Source organism: Apilactobacillus ozensis DSM 23829 = JCM 17196, assembly GCF_001435995.1.
Lineage (GTDB): Bacteria > Bacillota > Bacilli > Lactobacillales > Lactobacillaceae > Apilactobacillus > Apilactobacillus ozensis.
Window position 1 is genome coordinate 1 of the sequence record NZ_AYYQ01000008.1, and the last position, 23,368, is coordinate 23,368.

Below are 23,368 nucleotides of genomic sequence, written 5' to 3' on the forward strand. Positions count from 1 at the left end.
CAATATTTAGGATTAATATCCTAGTAAAAGTTGTCTAACTTTTGGGGTTCACATCACGTTCGTTAGAACGAGCCTTTTTTTATATTGAATTATTTAACAATTTGGCAAAATTCAATGGTTTCGTGGTTAGGTCCTTGAATGTTAAAGAATCTAATACCATTATCCCAGAATGAAGGAATTGATTGAATTTCATCGTTTAAAACATTTAAGCCTTGTTCCTTAGCAGCTGCAAATGCTTTATCAACATCAGTACAGTTCATAGAAATATGGTTAATAGCACCATTTTCCATTGCAACAGGGTCGCCTTCCCATGTTTCAACAATAAGATTGCCGAATTTCATGAATGCACAACGGTTTTCACCATTATGGAACAAACCAGCTTGTTCGAAACCTAAAGATTTGTAGAAATCAATTGTAACGTCTAAATCTTTTGATGGGATTCCAACGTGTTGAAGTCCTGTAAAGTAATCGTTTAAAGCCATAATTGTTACCTCCAATAATTTTAAATATTAATCAGAAATTTTAACTACTGATTTACCTTTAAGGTTTGATGTACCGTTCAATACGCTTTCAACATCTTCTAATGAGATAACGTTGTCGATAATCTTGTTAACATCAACTTTACCACTTTGTAGAAGGGCAATAGCACCTTCGAATGAGTTAGGGTTAATGAAAGCACCTTTGATAGTTAGTTGTTTTTGGAATACTTCGTATGTGTTCATGCTGAATTTTTGATCAGGAGCACCCACACCAAACATTAATACTTGAGCACCTTTTACAGTAGCTTCAACAGCTTGTTCTTGAGTAGCAGGTTGACCAACAGCTTCGATAACAACATCGTATTCTGCAGGGATTTTTTCTTTAGTAGTGTTGATAACACGGTCAACACCTAATTTTTCTTTTTCTTCAGCTAATTTGTCGTCATGACGACCAGTTAAATCTACTGATTTAACACCGTATGATTTAAGCATTTGTGCGAAGATAAGACCCATGAAACCATCACCAATAACTAAAGCTTTTTGGTAAGGTTTGATGTCTAATAATTCCATACCGTGAACGGCACATGAAATTGGTTCACAAGTAGCAGCTGATTTTAAATCAACGTTTTCTGGTAATTTGTAAACAACTGTTTCAGGGGCAGTAAAGTATTCTTCTAGACCACCATTTCTTGTAACACCAACAGCTGATAAGCTTTCACATAATTCTGGACGTGAAGTACGGCAGTAGTCACACTTGCCACAGTAGATGTTAGGGTCAACTGTAACTTTGTCACCAACTTTAAGGTCTTTAACATCTGAACCTACAGCTGCAACAACACCTGAGTTTTCGTGACCTAATACGATTGGGGGAACAGCTGGAGCTGAACCTGGAAGTCCATTGTATAATGCGTAATCAGTACCACAAATACCAGCGTATTTGGCGTTAACCAATACTTCGTTTGCTTTTGGTTCTGGTTGATCTAAGTTTTGAATTTCTAATTGTTTCTTGCCAGTTAAAACTAATGCTTTCATAAATTTAACTATCCTTTCGAGTTTAATTTGAATAATTAATTTCATAAATTAATATATTCACAAACTTCATAAGTAATGATAACTCATTTCTGCAAAAATTAAAAGATTTAATATCAAATATTATTGCATTTAAGTAAATATTAAAAAAAAATCTTCTAACAAAACCGAACTAACGGTAATTTTGTTAAAAGATCTCATATTATTTCTTTAAATTTATAAAAAACATATAGATTGTGCTAACTTTAACTAAGTAGGCTTTTGGCTAATGCAAAATTACCAATTGTAGCAGATCCGTTTTCACTAATGGAAGGTTTTCGAATATACTTATTAACGTTGCCCACATTAACATATCCATTCATCATTTTAGTAAATTCAAATCTAATTTTGTCTAAAAACTTTTCATTGACTACTCCACCACCAAAAATAATACAATTAGGTCTAATAGTAAGAGTGGCTTGTAAGGCAGCTTGTGCTACATAATAAGCCATTATATCCCAAACATGATTAGTAATTGGGACTTCAAAGCCTTTTTTGCCTAAGCGAGCTTCAAAAGTTGGTCCAGATACTAATCCCTCTAAACAGTCTTTATGATATGGACAAATCCCATCAAAATCTAAGTCATCTGGGTGACGTTTTAACTTTATATGTCCCATTTCAGGGTGGCCTAAGTCGCCGAGAAATTTACCATTGAAGATAATCCCAGCACCTACGCCAGTACCAACCGTATAGTAGACAATAGAATTTATTTTACTGTTTTGCTTTTTTAAATTGATATATTCTCCATAAACTGAACCATTTACATCGGTAGTCCAGTAGATAGGCAAATCAAAATGTTGTTTCATTGTTCCTAGAAAATTAACATCAGACCAACCAATCTTAGGGGTTTCTGTGATATATCCATATTTTTTAGCATCTTTTCTAAGTTCAATTGGTCCAAAAGATGAAATACTAATAGATTCTAAGTCTTTAAATTGCTTAAAATATTTAACTGCCTTTTCTAAGGTTTCGTCTGGAGTGGTGGTAGGAATTCTTTCACAGTCTATAGTTTCGTATTTTTTATTTCCTACAGCGCATATGAATTTAGTTCCACCAGCTTCAATACTTCCTAATAACATATTTTGGGAACTCCTTATTAACGTTGCTTTTTTATTTTTTTCTTTAAATTATATAAACAAAATTTAATGATAAGTTTTATTAATATAAATGTCAAAGATATTTTAAAATTGGTATAGTAAAAAAGTTATTTTACATATGGTAACATGTACTGATATTAATAATAAAGTAGGTAAGGAAGTAAAATGCTATGAGAAAAACTATCTATATATTCATATTCGCTTTTTTAGGTGGTAGTGCACGTGGATTACTAAGCTACTGCTTTAGTGATAATTTATTTGTTACGATTATCTTTATAAACTTACTCGGCTCGTTTTTATTGGCTTTTATAACGGGGCTGATTCCTAGACTATCTAAATTTTCAGCAGAATTTTTAGCTGGGCTTAGTACAGGCTTAATCGGTGGCTTTACAACTTTTTCTACTTTTTCAATGCAATTTGTAACGTTATTTAAAAATAGTGAAATTGGTCTAGCTTTTATATATCTAATTACAAGCTTATTTTTAGGATTAGGATTCGCATTGATTGGTTATCAACTAGGCACAAAATTTTTAGGACGGAAAGGTTAGGTTAATTGTATGCTTAAATACGTTATTCTAGTAGGATTAGGAGCGGCCATTGGTTCAGTTATTAGATATTTATTAACCGAAATTTTTAATTATTGTTTTTGTAAATTTAAAATACCTTTTTCTACCATTATTATTAATGTTACTGGATCGTTTTTGTTAGGCTTACTGACTAGTAACATGGTTAATAATAGTATTTGTTTTTTATTTTTGAGTTCAATTATTGGTGGATATACTACTTTTTCTACTTATATGAATGAAACAGTTCAACTTTCGAATGAAAAAATATATATTTCAGTATTTTACTACCTTATTACTGCTGTTTTAGGTATATTGGCAGCTTTTGTGGGTTTTTACATTTAATTATAAGGGACGAGTACTACGGAAAATTTGATATCTAGTAGCTAAATATGCATATCCTTTACTATCAAAGGTTAGACCTTCAAATTCTTTATTTGTATTAAAAACTGTATCTTGAATATCTTTTCTCTTTAAATGTCCTAGTTTGTGACTAGAAACTGACATAATTTCACCATTAGCTACAAAATATATGCGGCCACTGCGTTGATTATATGCCATAGATTGAGGAATGTTAGCTGGATAATTATTGGAACCGGGAGCATGCTTAATAACTTGCTTTAAGTTTAATTTAGAATGCTTTTTATTAACTTTACCTTTATAGATACGTAAGCAGTTTTTTCCATTGATATTATTGGATGACTTAGTATAACTATAAGCATTATTATATTTGTCAAATATTAATTGGTCGCTGATTAAGTATGATTTAGATTTAACCTTAGTTAAGCTTATTTTTTTTAAATTATTTGGATTGATTCGCATAATTTTAGCGTGCTTACTAGCGTTTCGACCTAATACAATTAAATAAAGTATTTTTTCATGTCGGTTATATGAAAGTGACTGTCCATGACCAAATTCCATTTCGGGACTTTCTTTGATTAATTTTTTAGTTTTTAAATCGAATTTAGCAATTTTGCCTAGCATTGAATTATCAGTAGAAGAAATTTCATGATACTCAACGAATAAATATCTATTATCTGGTGACATGGTAATGTTTTGAACCGTTCCATAGTGTTTTTTATAAACCATTTCAGACATTTTTGAATCGTTAAGTAAAGTTATATGCTTATTTCCCCTTTGAAACTCTAATTTAGAAGATTTAGTTTGATAACTATCGTTTGATTGGTTGTGGTTGGGGTAAACCTTATTATGTACACATGCCACTTTTTTATAATTTCCCATAAAAGAAGAATGCTGTTTTATATTTTTAGCATTAGCAATGTTTTCGAAGCTAATAAGGCATATGAACGAAATTAATCCAATTAATACTTTTGACTTTTTTTTCATGATTTTCCTCACTTTTTAAATATTTGCAATTAAAAAGCTAGCCAATTAATGACTAGCTTTTTTATTTTAATTAATCTAATTATACAACAGTTGCACCTAAACAATTTTTAAAATGATTAATTGCCCAATTATTTCCAGATGTAGTTAGTGCAGCGACTCCTTTTTCATGTACGACAATTTCATAACCTAGATTATATGCAGATATAGCTGTGTGTAAAATACAAATATCCGTACAAACCCCTACTAAATGAATTTTCTTAATGTTTCGCTCGCGCAGTTTTATATCTAAGTCAGTGCCGGCAAATGAACTATATCTAGTCTTATCGTACATATATACTTTGTCATCATTTAGATGTTCTTCAAACCAAGGCTGAAGGTTACCATAAAACTTTCTTCCCCATGTATTGGCTAAATTATGTGGTGGAAATAATTTTGTTTCCGGATGAAAGGGGTCGTCTTTTTCGTGTAAATCAGTTGGTAAAATTACCCATTGATTATTTTCATTAAATTGTTTTGCTAAATTTACAATGTATGGTTCAATCTTTTGACCAGGTTTACCAACTGTTAAAGCACCATTGGAATCCACAAAATCATTAGTATAATCGATTATTAATAGAGCTTCTGGTTCTTTCATATTGCTACCTCTTTGCTTTTTAAATTATTATAATTGAAAAACGCAAGCCTATGTTTATTTTAATTATTTTTAAAGTTAATTTAATTAATTACCTTTAAATGTTATTGTATTAAAAGAAAGGTTGTGTTATTTATGTCTAAAAAAATATGTTTGTTTTTAATAACTGTATTTTCAGGAATAATGTTTTTTAGCAATTTTAATAATTTTAGTCATCCAATTTATTATAATGTGAAGGCTGATGATAAAGTTGTAACGGAAGGAACAAATGGTACATGTCATTGGAAACTAGATAGTGATGGTACTTTAACGATTGAAAGTGGCACATTATCTAAAGGAATAGCGGATACTTTAGATAGTGATAATGTAAGTAAAATAAAGCATATTATATTATCGGGAAAAGTTTATGCTCCTACAGACTCTAGTTATTTATTTTCTGATATGGATAATCTAGAAAGTATTGAAAATATGGAGAATTTAGATACATCCAACGTTGTTAATATGACATCTATTTTTCAGTCTAATCCTAAATTGGAAAATTTAGATTTAAGCAAATTGGATGTTACAAAAGTTACTAGTATGAGCCGAGCTTTTGCAGATTTGCCAAAAGTTAAGCATTTAGATGTGTCTAAATTTAATACTAGTAATGTTACCAATATGAATGAATTGTTTTCTGCAGATTCTAGTTTAGAATCAATTGATGTTGGTGGTTGGGATACTAGTAATGTTACTAATATGAATACAATTTTTTTAGGTACTAATATTTCCAAATTAGACTTAAGTAATTGGAATATGGACAAGGTAACAGTAGCTCCTTATATGTTCGCCTATAGTGGTATAAAATATATTAATATTAGCAATAAGTTTTCAATTCCTAATAATGCCGATTCCGGCATTTTTGAGGGATCCAATAGTTTATGGAAAATAAAAATCAGTAACAATACTTTCGGTAATAATAACGAGCTATTAAAGAATAATAAAATTAAACTGCCAGATGTTCCTGGTGATAATAAAGAGTTTACAGATGGTGATATAACTTTTGTTTCTACACAAAAGTACTGGAAAGAAATAGGCCAAGGTTCAGATCATAATCCTCTAGGAGATATCTTAGATACTAACTCTCCGATAAAAGCTGGTACCTATGTTTGGGATAATTATGCTAAGCCAACAACACCAACAACACCAACAACACCAACAACACCAACAACACCAACAACACCAAAAAAGTTTAGACCCTTTTATGTTTACAATTTAAAGAAAATAGGTTTGCACAAGAATACAAAATTTTCTAAAAATAAATTTGTTAAGTATTATAAAAAGGGAAATTATTTTAAAGTTTTAGGATATTCTAAATCTAAAACTGGATTATTAAGATATCATGTTAAATCTAATAATTCTAAAGGATACATTACCGCAAACGATAGCTATGTAAGAAAACTATATTACACTAAAATTAAATTAGGTAGTAGTAATGTCATAGCTTTAAAAAATGTTAATTTAAGTAAGAATTTAAACAAACATAGTTATAAAACATTTAAAAAGGGTAAAATTGTTTCAGTAAATAAATTAATAGAAAAAGACTATAAATATTTTTTCAGAACTATTAACGGATATTACTTTGAAGCAAATAAGAAATTAGTTAAATTAATTAAATAAAATATTTTTAGTTATAAAAAAAGCTTAGACTAATAATCTAAGCTTTTTTTATCAATTATTAAATTTAATTATTCATTTAATACCCAGAAGAAGATAATAAAGATAACTCCTAGTGCGTACATAAATGGATTAACGTCTTTACCACGTTTAGCAGCAATCATTGAAATTGGGTAAGCAACAAATCCTAAAGCAATTCCATCGGAAATGCTGTAAGTCAAAGGCATTCCTAAGACAATTAAGAAAGCTGGCGCAGCAATTTCAAATTTTTCCCAATGAATATTTTTAAGTGATTGGGCCATTAACATTCCAATTAAAATTAATGCAGGTGCAGTAACTTGGTCGGTGATAACGCCTAATAGTGGTGAGAAGAATGTACCTAAAATGAATAAAATACCAGTAACAATAACTGTAAAACCAGATCTTCCACCTACGGCAATTCCAGCAGATGATTCAACGAAAGCACCCATTGGAGAAGTTCCCATTAAAGAACCAGTAAGCATTGAAGCTGAATCGGCAGTTAATGCTTTACCAACACTTGGAATTTTATTATCTTTAACAAAGCCAGCTTGTTCAGCCAAACCAACTAAAGTTCCGGCAGTATCAAAGAATGAAACTAATAAGAATGTAAATACAACGACCCACATTTGTAAAGTATTGATTTCACCAATGTGAGTTAAACCAGCTAAGAAAACAGGTTTAACGCTAGGAATACTTGCTACCCATTGTGATGGAACTGGAATTAGGTGGGTAAACATTCCTAAAATTGCTGTAGCTACCATACTAATAAAAATAGATCCAGGAACTTTGGCACTCATTAAAATAATTGCAACAATCAAACCAAAAATAGTTAACCAAGTAGTTCCAACATGGAATGAACCTAAAGTTACAAGAGTACTTTTATCCGCAACAACTAAACCACCTTGATTTAAACCTAGGAATGCAATGAATAAACCAATCCCTCCGGCAATTGCACTCTTTAAATCACTAGGAATAGCATCAATAATCATTTCACGCAACTTAAATGCAGTAATGATAATAAAAATAATTGCAGCTACAAAAGTTCCGGCTAATGCTGTTTGCCAAGGGATTTTCATTCCCACACAAACTGAATATGCGAAGAAAGCGTTCATTCCTAAACTAGTAGAAATAGCAATTGGATAATTAGCAATAATTCCCATTAAGAAACATCCGATTGCGGTAGCGAATGCAGTAGCTGTAAACACAGCTCCTTTATCCATACCTGAAGCACTTAAAACGTTCGGATTTACAAATAAAATGTAAACCATAGATACGAATGTAGTTAAACCAGCTAAAGTTTCACGCTTATAGTTGGTTCCTAATTCGTCAAACTTGAAAAAACTAGCAATTTTTGACCCCATTAGTAGATACCTCTTTCAAAAATAGTTCGTATTTTGTTAAAAAGCAACAAATTTATTTTAACATAATAGGTTATATTAAATCAATAAACGAACTATTTTTATTTTAAAATAAAAAAAGATAGCAATTTAGCTATCTTTTATGTGTGAAATTATTATTCAAAAATTGCGTTGATCTTATCATATTCATCATTTGATAAAATTACTTGCATTGCTTTTGCATTACTTGCAACTTGTTCAGCTTTCTTAGCACCTGGAATTACAACTGTAATATCAGGGTTCTTCATGTACCAAGCTAAAACTAATTGAGCGGTACTTACATCATGTGTTTTGGCAATTTTAGAAACTTCATTTACTTTATCTATAATTCGTTCGAAACGTTCACCTTTAAAATCAGGGTTTTCACTGCGAATGTCACCCTCAGGGAATGATAATTCCTTAGTGTATTTACCAGTCAATAAACCTGATGCTAATGGGAAGAAAGGCACAAATGAAATGTTGTTTTCTCTTAAGTAAGGGAATAATTCTTGCTCAGCTTCACGATGAATTAAACTATATTGATCTTCTACAACGTCCACTAAACCATCTTGATTAGCTTATTTAATTTGATCTAGTGAGAAGTTTGAAACCCCAATGGCCTTTATTTTACCAGCTTTTTTCATTTCATTTAAAGCTGCTACAGCTTCGTTTTTAGGTGTGTGGTCATCAGGAAAATGTATATAGAAAATATCGATATAATCGGTTTGTAATCTTTCTAATGCTTCATCAACACTCTGTTTTAAAAATTCAGGTGAGTTATTAATTTGAACTTCACCATTTTTAACGTCTTGAGCAGCTTTAGTGGCAATTACAAATTTACTACGGTCATAGTCTTGAATAGCTTGACCAATTAATTCTTCAGAATGTCCCATACCATATGCAAAAGCTGTATCTAACATGGTAATTCCGCTATCTAATGCTTTTTTTACAATATCAATACCGTCTGTATCTTTTAATCCAGTGAATAGGTTGTAGCCACCAACTGCATTAGTGCCTAAGCCTAGACTTGTAGTTGATACTTCTGATTTTCCAATTTTAACCATAATTAACCTCCTAAAATTTTAATAACACAATTATGCAACAAATAAATTATTATTTAAAATGATTAGCATAATAATTAACCGCTTGATAATATTAATGTATGGAGTTGATATTGTGGAAAAAATATTAGTTTTAGGTAAAAACAATTTAATAGCTAGAAAACTGATTATAATGTTAGAAAGAAACAATTTTGATGTTGTTACCATAGACGAAAAGAATTTATCTGATAAAAATAGTTATACAAAATACTTATCAAATGTTGAAATAATATATTCTTTTTTGGGACCAATGGATGTAGATTTATATTTTGAAGCTCTTTTTGAGTCAATTAATGATTGTCGAATTAATCTTCGTAAGTTTATAATGTGTTCTACTGCCGGCGTTGATAAAGAATTGGAAAATCCAATCGACTATCCAAAAGTAAAAGATGTGAAAGAATATTTAAATGAACAAAGATACGCTATCAAAATAGTCGATGAATATGAAATTCCATATACAATTTTAAGACCGGTAGAATTAGTAGAAAATACTTTTGGAAAAACTTATTTATATGAAGAAGGACAATTAATGCCTGCTGGAAAAGTCTCAACTGCTGCAGTCGCCAAAGTGGCATACGATGCTTTGCAACATCATAAATACAACAATGCTTCTATTGGCATAGTTGAAAAATAATTGGAGTGGTTATATTGGAAATACAAATTACAGATGAAGAAATTAAAAACGTTAAAAATGATTTAAATAACGCTAAACAAAGGGTCCACTTAGTTATTTTTCGAACTAATCATTCGATTGATGACAAACCTAGTATGAGTTTAATCACTGATTACCAAACATTTTTAAATGCTAAAAATAAATTCGACCATTCAGATTTGAAAATTATTAGAGATATTTTACCAGTCACAGATAATCTAGCTTGTTGGGCGATTATGCAGCATAAGTTAGCTACACATGATTATGAAGAGAAGGCTGTGATAATTAATAAATTAGCATTTTTCACGAACCAAGTTTTATTGGAAAATAAATTACCATCTAATAGTTAGTTGTCATTTTTGAATTATAAAGATTAAGAGGTAGTTACATGTCATTACAATTTATTATCGGAACCGCTGGATACGACCACAACGATAAAATAATCGAAAGTATGCAAGCAAGACTAGATAATCACTCTGATGAACAGAATTTTTATATCGTTCCCAACCATATTAAGTTTGAGTCAGAAGTGGATACTTTAAAGCATTTAAATATTGAAAATAATCCTTTTTTTGCTAGCAATAACCTACAAGTCTTTTCAATGACTCGATTGGTTTGGTATTACTTGAAAAATCATCCAGAATACCAAAAACCACAATTAAGTGAATCTGGAATTAACATGTTGATTTACCAAATCATCTTGGACCATCAAGCTGACTTAACGATTTTTAATGGTGAACTTGGTCAAACTGGGTTCGTTGCTAAAATAGCTAAACAAATTGCAGAGATGCAAGCAGGCTGTATTTCAGCAGATGACTTAGACCAGTTAACCAATATGGATCATCATTTTAAGTCAGAATTAAATGATAAATTAAAAGATTTTGCAATTATATACCGTGAATTTGAAGCACGGACTTTAGGTAAATATTTGCATAAATCCGATATGCTAGATATTTTAAATAGTTATTTAAACCAAGCTGATACCAAGCTGGATAAAACTAATTTTTACATCAGTGGATTCTCACAACTTACGGCTCAAGAACGTGCGATAGTTGAAACCATGATAAAAAAAGCCAACCTAGTGGTTATTGACTTAACTTTGGATAAACCGTATCCTAGCCAATTACCAGAAGAACCAGATTTATTTTATAAGTCTGCTCGTTTATATCATGAACTCTACCAATTAGCACGCATGCATAATAAGCATGTATTAACTGATATCTATGCCAACCGTCCTAGAGTAAATGCAGACCTATTAAAGTTAGATAATTATTGGAAAGAATCAGCTAAGATGGGTCAAATCAGGGATGCTAAGTTGGAAAATAATTCGGTTGAAGTTTGGCAAACTGATAATAATTATGCGGAAGTTTCGTATATAGCCAATCAGATTCGGCAAATGGTAGCTACTAAAAATTATAAATATTCGGATTTCTTAGTTATGACTAGACATTTGGATAGCTATAAAAACATTATTAAACCGATATTTGATATGGAAGACATTCCCTTTTTTAATGATGTTCAAAAAAACATGGCCGACCATCCGTTAGTAGAACTACTGAATGCGTTATTTAGCATTGACAGCCAGCATGGCAAAAGTTACCAATATGCTGACGTGATGCGTTTATTAAAAACTGAAATGTTAATTCCTAAAGATTCCAATGGTGATTACCTTGATATCAACGATTATCGTAATCGAATTGATTTGACTGAGAATTTAGTTTTACGCAATGGCTATGAAGGTAATAAATGGTTACAAAAGGAAGATTGGCAGTATGCCTGGAGCGATGATGCCGATTTTGGTGTGCAATTTGATAAGAACGATGCCATAACTACACAAATAAATAGTATTCGTCATTTTATAAAAGATACGTTACCACCATTTTATAAAAAAATAAGGGCAGCTAAAAATGGATTACAGGCAGCTACTATTTTGTACCAATTTATGGTGGATATTGGGGTTTCCGACCAGCTGAATACGTGGCGCAATAATTTAATTAATGCAGGAAAATTAGAAGCATCCACACGTCCAGAACAAGTGTGGAATACATTCTGTAGCTTATTAGACGATTATGTAACGGTATTGGGTGATACTGAATTTAAGGAAGAAGATTTTTTAGCACTATTACAAGCTGGATTTGAAGGTGCTAGTTATAACCAAATTCCTTCAACTCTAGACCAAGTGGCAATTTCTGAAAGTGGAATTGTACAAATGAATAATCGAAAAGTTGTCTTTATGATGGGTTCAACTGACGATGTAATGCCTGACCATATTGTTAATGACAACTTATTCAACGATGCTGATCGCGATGATTTAAGTGACTACTTAACTGATGAGCAGTACTTAAGTGATACCTCCGAACGTCAAATGGCTGATGACCAATATTTGAACTATTTATCGTTTTTAGTTGGTTCACAAAAATTAATTTTTAGTTTTAGTGCTAGTCAAGACGTAGATACGGTAGTTAATATTTCACCATATGTGGCTAGAATTGCCGACCATTTCAACATTGAAATTAAACATTTACCAGCTACCGCAGATGCTAAATCATCTAATATTGATAAATTTTTGGGAACAAAGCGCTCAACGTTAAGACGTTTAGTACAAGCTAGTCAAGATAGTAAAAATAGTAACGTTGAACTATCAGCTTCTTGGAAATATGTTTATCAAAAATTAGGGCATGACCTTAACTTTAAAGCATTGACTCAAAAATTATTGGGTGGTTTAAAATATCAAAATATTCCTACACAATTATCTCCGGAAATTATTACGAAATTATACGGAAACCAATTGAGTACTTCGATTTCAAAATTAGAACAATTTTATAGTAATCCCTATGAGTACTTCTTAAAATATGGTTTAAAACTTCAAGAAAGAAACGTATTTGATTTATCACCAGCGAACACTGGTCAGTTCTACCATGAAGCAATGGATAAAATCATGCGTAAAATTAATGCCGAAAAGATTGATTTATCAAGCTTAGAAATTAAAGACGTAAGAGCTTTAGTCGGTGAAGTTACTCAAAAAATGTTGGAAGATGCGCAAGATTTCCAATATGCCATTTTACAAAGTTCTTATCGAATGCAATATATTAAAAAGCAATTAGTCGAAACTGTTCAACGAACCTTGTTAACAATGCATGAACAAAGTAAATATACGCCAATGCGTCCACGCAATACTGAAATCTCATTTGGTCAAGTTGGACAAAAAAACGATTTGAATCCTTTAAAATTTGTTCTTTCGCCAGACCAGGTTATTCAAGAACCTAAACTTATCAACGTTCGGGGCCGAATTGACCGAGTTGATGTTATGAACGTTAATGGTCGCGATTATGTTGGAATCGTGGATTATAAATCTAGCCAACATAAATTAGAGTTTGGCAAGATATATGATGGAACTTCCATGCAAATGCTGACTTATTTGGATGTATTGGCTAAGAACTTAGATTTATGGACAGAAACTGAAAAAGCAGCTTTAGCTGGGGCGGTATACATGCATATCAACAATCCAAAACTAACGATTAAAGAAATTAATAAAAGTATTGAAGATGCCTTTTTAAATAAGCAAAAATATTCAGGCATTTTAGTTAATAATGATGAATTGCTAAATAAAATTGATCGTGCACTTAGTGATGAAAATTATGGAAGCTCAAAAGTATTCCCACTTCGGAAAAATAAAAATGGTAGTTTTTCAAAGACTAGCCCAATCGTGGAACCAGCAGATTTAGAATTGATGATTGCTCATAATGAAGATTTAATTAAGCATGCCGGACACGAGATCTTTTCAGGTAACATTGATATAGCACCTGCCAAATGGGCACCAAACAGTAATGCAATGAAGTACACACCTTATAAATCAATTATGCAGTTCGATCCATTGTTAACTGAAAATAATTATCGTGAAGTTGATTCGATGGGACTATCAGAATTTATTAAAAGATTAAAGACGGAGGACTAATATGCAATATACTGATTCGCAAAAAAAAGCTGTTTATAATCAATACGATGGCAATGTTTTAGTTTCAGCATCTGCTGGTTCAGGTAAGACCCGTGTATTAGTGGATCGTGTAATTAATAAATTAATAAAGCAAAATATCAGTATTGATGAGTTACTAATTGTAACTTTTACGCGTGCAGCTGCTAAAGAAATGCGTGAACGAATTCAAACAGCTTTAAGAACCGAATTGAATAATTCTAAAGATAACCAGGAAAAATTATTCCTATTAAAGCAGTTACGCAAATTACCCGTAGCCAATATCTCAACTTTAGATTCATTTTGTCAGACTATTTTGCAAAGATATTACTATATTATTAACCTAGACCCTGAATTTAGAGTTATGGCGGACCAAACAGAGATTGCGATGCTCAGAGAGCAGGTTTGGGAACAAGTACGTGAAAACTTTTATGCTAATGATAGTGATGAATCATTTGCCCAATTGACGGCTAATTTTTCTAGTGACCGTTCTGATGATGGTTTAACGGACTTAGTATTTAAAGTTTATGATTATGCGAATGTTAATAAAGACCCACATGCCTGGTTAGTTTCTACGATTAATCAATATGAAATTAACAACCATTCCATTGTCGAAAGTGACTTTTATCGTAAACACTTGTTAAATTTAATTCAGACTGAATTAAAACAAATTCAATTAACCTTACAAAGTGCGATGAACATTACTAAAAATAATGGATTAGCTAAAGCATCTGAAGTGATTAATGATGATATTTTGAAATTAAATGCTTTTGATATAGCTTTAAGCACTGATAGTTGGGACGAAATTAGAAACATTTTTTATGGAATTAAGTTCGCAACTTTCCCTAGAACTAACAAAACCTATTCCGATGTTGAAAAAGATGCTCATGACCGGGCTAAAAATCTCCGGGATGCTGCTAAAAAAGATTTAATTAAAATGGGAAATGATTATTTTACGCTCACGGAAGCTGATAATCTTTCGATTATGCAACATTCTAAAAAACTAGTTACTAAACTAGTGCAAGTTATTGAAAAATTTAGTCATGAATATAAAATTGCGAAAATTCGCCGCCATGCCTTTGAATTTATCGACATTGAGCATTATGCGTTAGATATTTTATCTGACCAAAGTGAAATTGCTCAAAATGTTCGACAAAATTTAATTGACCAATTTAACGAAATTATGGTGGATGAGTATCAAGATAATAACAACTTACAGGATGCAATATTAAGAACTGTTGCGAAAAATAACCCTAGTAATATGTTCATGGTGGGAGATGTAAAACAATCAATATATCGTTTTAGATTAGCGGACCCCAGCATGTTCATTGATAAAATGAGTAAATATCAAGATGCCGATAATCAAGATGCCGAAATAACTTTATCCGAAAACTTTCGTTCAACCAAAGAAATTGATCGATTTATTAATTTAATTTTTGAACAAATTATGGATAATCAAGTGGGAGAAATTGATTATACTGGGCCTGCTAAATTGATTGCGGGAGCCGATTATTATCCAAAGGAACTTAAATCAACCGTGGATGTACTTATATATGAAAGCGACAGTGAAGATGAAGATAAAGCAGATGTAGAAGATAATCAATTCCAGGTTAGTGATAGTGCACATGGGCAAATTGAGTTAATTGCCCAGAAAATTAATCAGCTGGTAGGTAAGCAATCTATATATGATCGTGATCAAAAACAAACGCGTCCCATCAAATATTCAGATATAGCAATATTATCCGCCACGCGAAACAACAATTTAATTATGTCGGATGTATTTGACCGTTATAATATTCCGGTGCAAATTAATGGAGCACAAAGCTATTTCAAAACGACTGAGATTCAAATTATGATTTCATTGTTGAGTATTATTGATAATCCTTACCAAGATATTCCACTAGTGGCAGTTTTACGTTCGCCAATCGTGGGATTAGACGAAAATCAATTAGCATATTTAAGAATTAATAGTAAGACTGGTGACTACTATTCAGCGGTGCTTAATTTTTACGATAAATATGATGATATGCAACATACAGATTTTTCAGACCATGTATTTGAAAAAATAAAAATATTTTTAGAAGATTTGAAACATTTTCGTGACATGGCGCAACAGCATGAATTAGTAGATTTAATATGGGACGTTTATTTGAGGACTGGATTTTTAGATTATGTAGGTGGGATGCCAGGTGGTAAACAACGCCAAGCCAATCTACATGCTTTATACGACCGTGCAGAGGTTTATGAACAATCTAATTTTAAAGGGTTATTTCAATTCATTAGGTTCGTTAAAAGAATGCAAGCCCAAAATAACGATTTAGATGAAGCCAACGCTACTTCCGATGATGATATGGTATCAGTGATGACCATTCATGGTAGTAAAGGGCTTGAGTTTCCAGTCGTCTTTTTAGCAGATGTTTCACATGGTTTTAACTTACAAGATACTTATAAACCATACGTATTAAATGACCATTTAGGGCTAGGCATTACCTATTTAGACCCCGCAAGTCGAGTAAAAAAAGATACTTTACAACGCCAAATGATTGTAAAAGTAGAAAACCGTAGTACTTTAGCCGAAGAAATGCGTAAACTATATGTGGCACTAACACGAGCGGAACAGAAATTATATATTGTGGGTGCAACTAAAGAGCGTAATACCCGTAAAAAAGTATTAGATTTGTGGGGGAAAGCTAAAGATGAATCTAATATCGTTTTAGATGCCTCCCTACGAAGTGATGCTAAAAGTTATTTAGACTGGATAGGGCCAGCGTTATTTAGACATAACTGTTTTACCGTAGATGAATCTAAGTTCCATATTTTAGATAGTGATAAGGCTGAATTTAATTTTGCGTTCGTTACTAAGGCAGATTTAGGCAAGTATACAAATGTATCAGGAGACGATGAAGACAGTAGTGAATGGTTAAATCAATTGAATGGTGAATCTGATTCGACAATCGCGCCTATCGAAGATATTGATAAAGTCATGGATTTTAATTATTCTAATCGAATTGCTACGCTAACCACGGCTTATCAATCAGTTTCTGAAATAAAACGTGTTTTTGAAGATCCAGATAATATTCGTTTAGGTAATTATGTGGATGAACAAAATAGTAATCAAGCAAACCGTTATGTTAAAAATAATTTTAAGCAACCTGATTTTTTGCAGTCTAATGTAAAGCCTCAAGCAACTGAAATTGGGACGGCAACACATTTAGTTTTACAAAAAATTAATCTAAATGCTCCTGTTGATTTTGACATGGTTAATCAATTAATTAATGATTTAGTCCATGACAAACTTATTCTAAGCGAAGTTGCTAAGAAGATTAATGTGTCTAGCATTGTAGAATTTTTTAATGGGAAATTGGGACAATTTACTATTAAAAATAAATGCAATTTTCATCGTGAAGTACCTTTCTCGCTATTAATAAATGCTAACCAAATTTTTGATGGATTTAATAATGATGCTGATGAAAAGATTCTCATTCATGGGATTATTGATGGTTACGTAGAATTAGAAAATCAAGTTATATTATTTGATTACAAAACTGACTTTGTAAAAAATAATGTTAATGAAATTTTAGATAAGTATCGAGGACAACTCAATCTTTATGGAATTGCTTTAGAAAAAATGTTGAATAAAAAAGTAAGTCATAAATTCATACATTTACTAAACATAAATAAAACTGAAGAGATATGAAAATAACAGAGCTAATCCGATATCGGATTAGCTTTTTTTGTGCAAAAAAATTTATTTATTCTATTATTAGTTTTAGAATATATTTATATACAAAAGTGGGGGAATTAGAAATGATTATAAATAAAAAAGTAAAATTATATGGATCATTATTATCAGTTTTAGTAGCCTCAACCGGAGCAATGGCTTTTGCCCCCCAGGCTATTAATGCGGATAGTTCAGGAAATTTAAGTGGCAATGTTAGCAATAGTACTTTTGCTATTCGTAGAGTTGATGGTTTAACTGTCGGTTCCAACACCATTAGTTTGTATGTTCCAGGTGCTAAAAACTATCCAGGTACAATTTATGCAATTGGAGTTCAAAGACCAGACCAATCCAGCTATATGTGGTGGAGCAAAGGTATAAATGAGAGTAACAATGGCACTTTATTTACAGTCTCATTTACCAATCCAATGAACCAAGCATTTGTAGCTAATCCATTAAATGTTGGTAAAAAAATGACGTTTGTTGTTCAGTTCAAAGTCAATGGCAAACAATATGACAGTGATGCTTATAGCAAGCCATTAGACAGTACTGCTCTTATGGTTTCTAAAGCTTCTGCAAAGAAATTATTGGATGTCTTAAGTCCTTTGATTGGTGACGATGCTGTTCAAGATGGTAAAAATGATATCGAAGATAGTAATACAGTTTCAGGAGTTGCTAGTGCTACCATTAATGCTATTTTTAGGTCTTTTGATAAAATGACTGATGATTTTAATACCAAAGTTGATGCAATGAATAACCTTAGCCAATCTGATAAGGATAATCTAAAGAAGCAATTTGCTGCTAAAGTTAAAGCTGCTAAAGATAATTTAAATGGTAATAACGACATAGCTGCTATTACTAATGCATTTAATTCTGTTAAGAGTAGTTATGATGATTTATTGAATCAAGGTCAAAAAAATGGCGATTCTAATTTAAATGATCAAAAGTCTAAACAAATAAATGCTTTAGATAATGATTTAAAGGATAAATTCGATAAGATTGATAAAATGAGTGGCTTGTCTGATGACTTAAAAGCGGCTGCCAAACAAGATTTGCAAGCTATTCATGATAAAGCAGTTACTAATGTTAACAATTCTAATAATTTAAAAGATATTGATTCAGCTACTACCGGTGGATTAAACGACTTAGACACAGCCTTTAATAAAATTAGTAGCAAGCACGATAGTATCAGAGCCAACAAAGATTTATACAAAAAGACATTGGCTAATAAAGCGGCTGCTTTAAATACTCAAATTGATAATTTGACTAACCTTAGTGAAACTAAAAAAGCCGAGTATAAAAACCAAATTAATAAGGAATTATCCGTTGGTACTAATGAAATTGATAAAGCAACTGACGAAAGTAAATTTACTGGCATTGTCTCTACATATTCTGATGATATGCAGAAATTATATGATGGTATTCAGAAAAACCATGATGATGGTTTAAAGAATGAGCAAACTGCAGCTACTGATTCAAATTCTCAATTGCAAAAAACGCATGATGCTTTAGTTAAACAACTTGATGGCTTAGGAAATCTAAGTGTTGATGATAAGAAGGCTTTAGTTACTAAATTAGATGCTGCTTTGAAAAAAGCAAACGATAATGTAAATAATTCCAATAATAGCAATCAAATTAAAAATTCTGTTAATAATGGTATTGATGATATGAATAGCATTTTCAAAGATGCTAAAACTAATCATGATACTGATTTACAAGCTTATAAAGATAAAAAGATTGATGACTTAAATAATTCTGCTAACGCCGATAAAAAAGTTATTGATGGTTTAACTAATCTTACCGATGCCGAAAAAAATACTATGAAAGCAACGATTGACGCTAAATTAAATACAGCAATTGCTCAATTAGAAGCTGCTAACAGCAATGCTGCAGCTGATAGTGCAACTGCCAATGGTCAACAGGATATGGACAGTTACACTAACCAACAAAAATCTAATCATGATACAGGTTTGCAAAAAGCTAAAAACTTGGCTAATCAACAAATTGATAGTCAAGGAGCTGCGATTAAAGCGCAGATTGACGGGTTAACTAATCTGTCTGATGATGCTAAAACAGCTGCAAAAGCTTCGGTTGATAAGCAAATAGCTGCTGCAAATGATGCTATTAATGCAGCTAACAACCAAAGTGATATTTCTAAAAATTTAGCTGATAATGCTAAAACATTGAATGATCAATTTACCACTTTAAAGAATAATCATGACCAAGAATTAGCTGCTGCGAAAGTATCAGCGATTGCTGAAGTTAATACTAAACGTGATAACACAATTAAAATGCTTGAAGATTTAACTAACTTATCCAGCGATGCTAAGCAAAAAATTATTGACCAACTAAACAGTGATGCTACAGCGGCTGAGGATAATATTAATAATGCGAACAATAATTCTGGCATAGTCACTGCCAAAAACAATGGAATTCAAGCATTGGAAAATTATTATAAGACTCACAAAGATAGTCATGATACAGCTTTAGCTAGTGATAAAAGTTCAGCAATTAAAGATTTACAAGATGATGCTCAAAAACAAATCGATAAAGTTAATGGCATGACTAACTTAAGCGACTTGGATAAAAAATCGATGGTAGATCGTATTAATGCGGATGTAGATGATGCAACGTTAAAAATTAATCAAGCACTTACTACTAAGGATGCACAAAGTGAGTCTGCAAATACGCAAAAAATGATTCAAAAATATGTAGCTGATAAGGATAAGATTCAAAAAGACAACTTACGTCAGGCTAAAGCTCTCGCTAACAAAGCTTTAGATGCCCAACTAAAGAACTTACAAGATCAAGTTGATGATTTGAGCAACTTAAGTGCGGGTGATAAAAGTAAAATTAAATCCATATTAGCTAAACAAGTTGCTGAAAATCAAGATAATATTAATCAACAAAATAATGAAAAAGATGTTGATACTTCTTATGATAATCAAAAACAATTGTTAAACAATATGTTTAATAACGTTAAAGATGATCATGATAAAACCTTACAAAAATCTAAAGATAACGCCATTGACAAACTACAAAATGAGTATGATAGTCTAAATGATGAAATTGATACTCTAACTAATCTTTCAGAACAGCAACGTGATGATTTAAGGAATCAATTAACTGATAAGTTTAAATCAGCTCAAGATAAAGTTAATCAAGATGCAACCGATGACGCCATAAATTCAGATACTAATCAAAGTATTTCCGACATGGATAATATTTTTAACAATGTAAAATCAGCCCATGATACGGACTTGAGCAATGATAAAACTAGTGATAAAAGTAAGGTTGACGATGCAGTTAAAAATGCTAAAAATATCATTAACGGACTGACTAATTTAAGTGATGAAACTAAGCAATCATTATTCAATGCCCTTGATGATATTGCTAGTGAAACTGGCAATATGATTGATAGTTCTTTGACCACTGGTGATGCTGATGAATCTATGCAAAACGCCATTGACAATATTAATCAATACGTCAATGATCAAAAACAAGCTCATGACGATGACTTAAACAATGTTAAGAATGATACTAATGACGAATTATCTAACCAAGTTCATGATATTAATCTTAGAATTGGTCAACTAACTAACTTATCACCTAGTCAAAGACAATTAGCTTTAAATACTTTAAATAGTATGTTGGTTGATTCAAAGTCTATCATTAATAATTTGGGCACAAACAAGAGTATCAATGATGCTTCGGATATATCTACTCAAAAAATGAACGATTTCTTTAACAAGTTGAAACTAGACCATGACAATGGTTTGGATAATGATCGTAAAGTAGCAACTGATTCATTAAATTCGGACTTAATGATGTTACAAGCTGACGTTGATAAACTACCAAATCTTACTGATGCTCAAAAACAACAAGCTAAAACTGACTTTGGTAATATACTTAATAAATATAAAGATATGTTCAGTAACGGCCAAACTACTTCTGACATTCAGGGTGCTTTAGACAATGCTTTAAATGAAATGTCTAATTTATTCAAAAATAATAACGATTTAAATAATTCTCAAAATTATTACTACTACGGTGATTTTAATAATAGCGGTAACAATGATAAGACTAACAAATCTAACGCAAACCAAAGTAGTAGTAACTTGAAGATTGCATGTACGAACCGTCGAATTAATAAATCCAATATCTTTATGTCCAAACCAGTAGCCATTTATACAGGTAAATCGGTTAAGTTATATTACGATCCATCATTTAAGAATCGTCTTAACTGGAAATATTCCGATAAGGATTCCTTGAACTTAGGTCGCCCTGCATTCATTGTTAAAAGAGTTATGTATGGTATAAATGGTAAACCAGTTGCTTACTATGTTCAAAATATGGATTATAAAACTTACAATAGTAACTCATATAAAAAATTTGGTTGGATTAGAGCGACTGGTAATGCAATTAGAGGTTTATACTACAGAAACGCAAGTAGTAAGACTTTAGTTGTAACTTCAAAGGGTGGTATTAATTACTACAATAATGCTAGTTTAAGTGGTAAATCCGGTCACTATAAAAATGGTAAAAAGTTACACTTTAAGAAAATAATTAAGAATGGAATTACAACTAGAATTTTATTATCAAATGGTAAATACATTTCTGGTAATAAATTATTAGTTAAAGTTATGTAATCTCTAAAACAAATAAAGACTCTGCAAAATGCAGGGTCTTTATTTGTTTTCTTCAGGCGTTAATAATACCTTAGTATTTTCTTTTGAAATTCTAATTCCAGATTCACTGGTTATGATTATTTTCTTACCAATGTTGTATGGTGAATCTGCATCATATTTAGGATTAAATCCTGTCGAAAAAGCTGGTATTTCCAATTTTAGAAATTTATTTTTTTGAATGTTTTTAAAAATATTAAGTGACTTTTTAGCTTGAAACGAACCTATCACAGTTTGTGATTTTTTATTTGGGCATCCTAAAAAATATTTATTTACCTTATCGTTATACATCATTCCAGCCATGTTATTATTCTTATCCCATGTATACCATGGTGTATTCAATTTGGCATAAACATAATATTTATAATCTTTCTTGATATATTTTCCATGAATTTTTTTGTTTATGGTAACAGGAACTTTAGTTACTTTTATAATTTTTAGTTTAGTTGGATTTATTGATGAAGGCTCAGCGTAATATAAAAATAATGTAAATGCTACAACAATAAAAATGATTAATCCAATTATTGAACCTACTAATGTTTTTTTTCTTTCGACTATCTAAACTTATCTTTCTTACAATCTTTTCATCATTCCTCAATATATAATCTAGACTCACATTGAAAAAATCACAAATACGAACAATCATTTCTAAATCTGGATAGCTACGCCCAGTTTCCCAACTAGAAATAGTTGATCTAGAAACTTGTAAATTATTAGCTAATTGTTCTTGGGTTAGATTTTTTTGATTCCTCAAATGTATAATTTTTTCAGATAAATTCATTCTTAGCTCCTTTCTATATTGCATGTTACAGATGAATTTAGAAATAACCTAGATAATTAACTACACATTCGTTAAATTATCCATGATAAGATTCTTGCCAATTAATAAGACGGTAAAAAATTAGGTAAAAACGGTAAATTATTATTTATTAGTAAATATTGTGCCAATCAATATGTCATTTTAAAAATAAAAATTATAATAAAGTTGTTATAAAAAAATTTGATTGG

16 protein-coding genes and 2 pseudogenes are annotated in these 23,368 nt (G+C 31.2%); 9 read left to right on the forward strand and 9 right to left on the reverse strand.

Annotated features, from left to right (window positions below; all coding sequences use genetic code 11):
* Positions 1 to 89 precede the first annotated feature (89 nt).
* The 3 genes from FD06_RS02230 to scrK all read right to left on the reverse strand — a co-directional run bounded on the left by FD06_RS02230 (position 90) and on the right by scrK (position 2,626).
* Positions 90 to 482, reverse strand: a complete 393-nt coding sequence (locus FD06_RS02230; RefSeq protein ID WP_054658841.1) for a VOC family protein — start codon at positions 480 to 482, stop codon at positions 90 to 92.
* Between the two features lie 27 nt (positions 483 to 509).
* Positions 510 to 1,511, reverse strand: coding sequence for a zinc-dependent alcohol dehydrogenase family protein (locus FD06_RS02235; protein WP_056965814.1), 1,002 nt, complete (start codon positions 1,509 to 1,511; stop codon positions 510 to 512).
* Positions 1,512 to 1,753: 242 nt separating this feature from the next.
* The gene (scrK, locus tag FD06_RS02240) at positions 1,754 to 2,626 is read right to left on the reverse strand and encodes a fructokinase ScrK (RefSeq protein ID WP_056965816.1); all 873 of its coding nucleotides are present in this window, start codon (positions 2,624 to 2,626) and stop codon (positions 1,754 to 1,756) included.
* Positions 2,627 to 2,814: 188 nt separating this feature from the next.
* Here scrK and FD06_RS02245 point away from each other — a divergent pair, with 188 nt between their 5' ends.
* Positions 2,815 to 3,192: a fluoride efflux transporter FluC gene (locus FD06_RS02245; RefSeq protein ID WP_056965818.1), complete on the forward strand. Its 378-nt coding sequence runs from the start codon at positions 2,815 to 2,817 to the stop codon at positions 3,190 to 3,192.
* A 9-nt stretch (positions 3,193 to 3,201) separates the two neighbouring features.
* On the forward strand, positions 3,202 to 3,552 hold the full coding sequence (locus FD06_RS02250) for a fluoride efflux transporter FluC (protein ID WP_056965820.1): 351 nt from the start codon (positions 3,202 to 3,204) through the stop codon (positions 3,550 to 3,552).
* On the opposite strand, the gene FD06_RS02255 is transcribed toward FD06_RS02250, so the two are convergent.
* A complete protein-coding gene (locus FD06_RS02255) occupies positions 3,553 to 4,554 on the reverse strand; it encodes a hypothetical protein (RefSeq protein WP_056965821.1) in 1,002 nt (333 codons plus the stop codon).
* A 79-nt stretch (positions 4,555 to 4,633) separates the two neighbouring features.
* Entirely contained in the window at positions 4,634 to 5,188 is a 555-nt protein-coding gene (locus tag FD06_RS02260; RefSeq protein WP_054658847.1) for a cysteine hydrolase family protein, read from the reverse strand.
* A 132-nt stretch (positions 5,189 to 5,320) separates the two neighbouring features.
* On the opposite strand from FD06_RS02260, the gene FD06_RS02265 reads away from it, so the two are divergent.
* Positions 5,321 to 6,841 carry a BspA family leucine-rich repeat surface protein gene (locus FD06_RS02265; RefSeq protein ID WP_056965823.1) on the forward strand — a complete coding sequence of 507 codons (1,521 nt, stop codon included), beginning with the start codon at positions 5,321 to 5,323 and terminating at the stop codon, positions 6,839 to 6,841.
* A gap of 68 nt (positions 6,842 to 6,909) precedes the next feature.
* Here FD06_RS02265 and FD06_RS02270 read toward each other — a convergent pair whose 3' ends face one another.
* Complete coding sequence (locus FD06_RS02270; protein WP_056965825.1) at positions 6,910 to 8,220, reverse strand: NCS2 family permease; 1,311 nt, start codon at positions 8,218 to 8,220, stop codon at positions 6,910 to 6,912.
* 152 nt (positions 8,221 to 8,372) lie between these two features.
* Positions 8,373 to 9,299 (reverse strand): annotated as a pseudogene (locus tag FD06_RS02275) (aldo/keto reductase).
* Between the two features lie 112 nt (positions 9,300 to 9,411).
* Between FD06_RS02275 and FD06_RS02280 the strand changes: the two are divergent.
* From FD06_RS02280 to FD06_RS02300, 6 genes and pseudogenes are all read left to right on the forward strand, one after another.
* On the forward strand, positions 9,412 to 9,969 hold the full coding sequence (locus FD06_RS02280) for an NAD(P)H-binding protein (protein ID WP_054658566.1): 558 nt from the start codon (positions 9,412 to 9,414) through the stop codon (positions 9,967 to 9,969).
* Between the two features lie 14 nt (positions 9,970 to 9,983).
* Positions 9,984 to 10,337 carry a hypothetical protein gene (locus FD06_RS02285; RefSeq protein ID WP_054658568.1) on the forward strand — a complete coding sequence of 118 codons (354 nt, stop codon included), beginning with the start codon at positions 9,984 to 9,986 and terminating at the stop codon, positions 10,335 to 10,337.
* Positions 10,338 to 10,375: 38 nt separating this feature from the next.
* A pseudogene (locus FD06_RS07785) lies at positions 10,376 to 11,221 on the forward strand (PD-(D/E)XK nuclease family protein); the annotation flags it as partial.
* Positions 11,222 to 12,466: 1,245 nt separating this feature from the next.
* Positions 12,467 to 13,942 carry a PD-(D/E)XK nuclease family protein gene (locus FD06_RS07790; RefSeq protein WP_054658576.1) on the forward strand — a complete coding sequence of 492 codons (1,476 nt, stop codon included), beginning with the start codon at positions 12,467 to 12,469 and terminating at the stop codon, positions 13,940 to 13,942.
* A 1-nt stretch (position 13,943) separates the two neighbouring features.
* The gene (gene addA / locus FD06_RS02295; RefSeq protein WP_056965830.1) at positions 13,944 to 17,654 is read left to right on the forward strand and encodes a helicase-exonuclease AddAB subunit AddA; all 3,711 of its coding nucleotides are present in this window, start codon (positions 13,944 to 13,946) and stop codon (positions 17,652 to 17,654) included.
* A gap of 110 nt (positions 17,655 to 17,764) precedes the next feature.
* Positions 17,765 to 22,324: a DUF5776 domain-containing protein gene (locus tag FD06_RS02300; protein ID WP_056965832.1), complete on the forward strand. Its 4,560-nt coding sequence runs from the start codon at positions 17,765 to 17,767 to the stop codon at positions 22,322 to 22,324.
* A 39-nt stretch (positions 22,325 to 22,363) separates the two neighbouring features.
* Here FD06_RS02300 and FD06_RS02305 read toward each other — a convergent pair whose 3' ends face one another.
* Together FD06_RS02305 and FD06_RS02310 are read right to left on the reverse strand one after the other, a co-directional pair.
* Entirely contained in the window at positions 22,364 to 22,663 is a 300-nt protein-coding gene (locus FD06_RS02305; RefSeq protein ID WP_056965835.1) for a hypothetical protein, read from the reverse strand.
* Positions 22,664 to 22,826: 163 nt separating this feature from the next.
* Positions 22,827 to 23,141: a helix-turn-helix domain-containing protein gene (locus FD06_RS02310; protein WP_056965837.1), complete on the reverse strand. Its 315-nt coding sequence runs from the start codon at positions 23,139 to 23,141 to the stop codon at positions 22,827 to 22,829.
* Positions 23,142 to 23,368 lie beyond the last annotated feature (227 nt).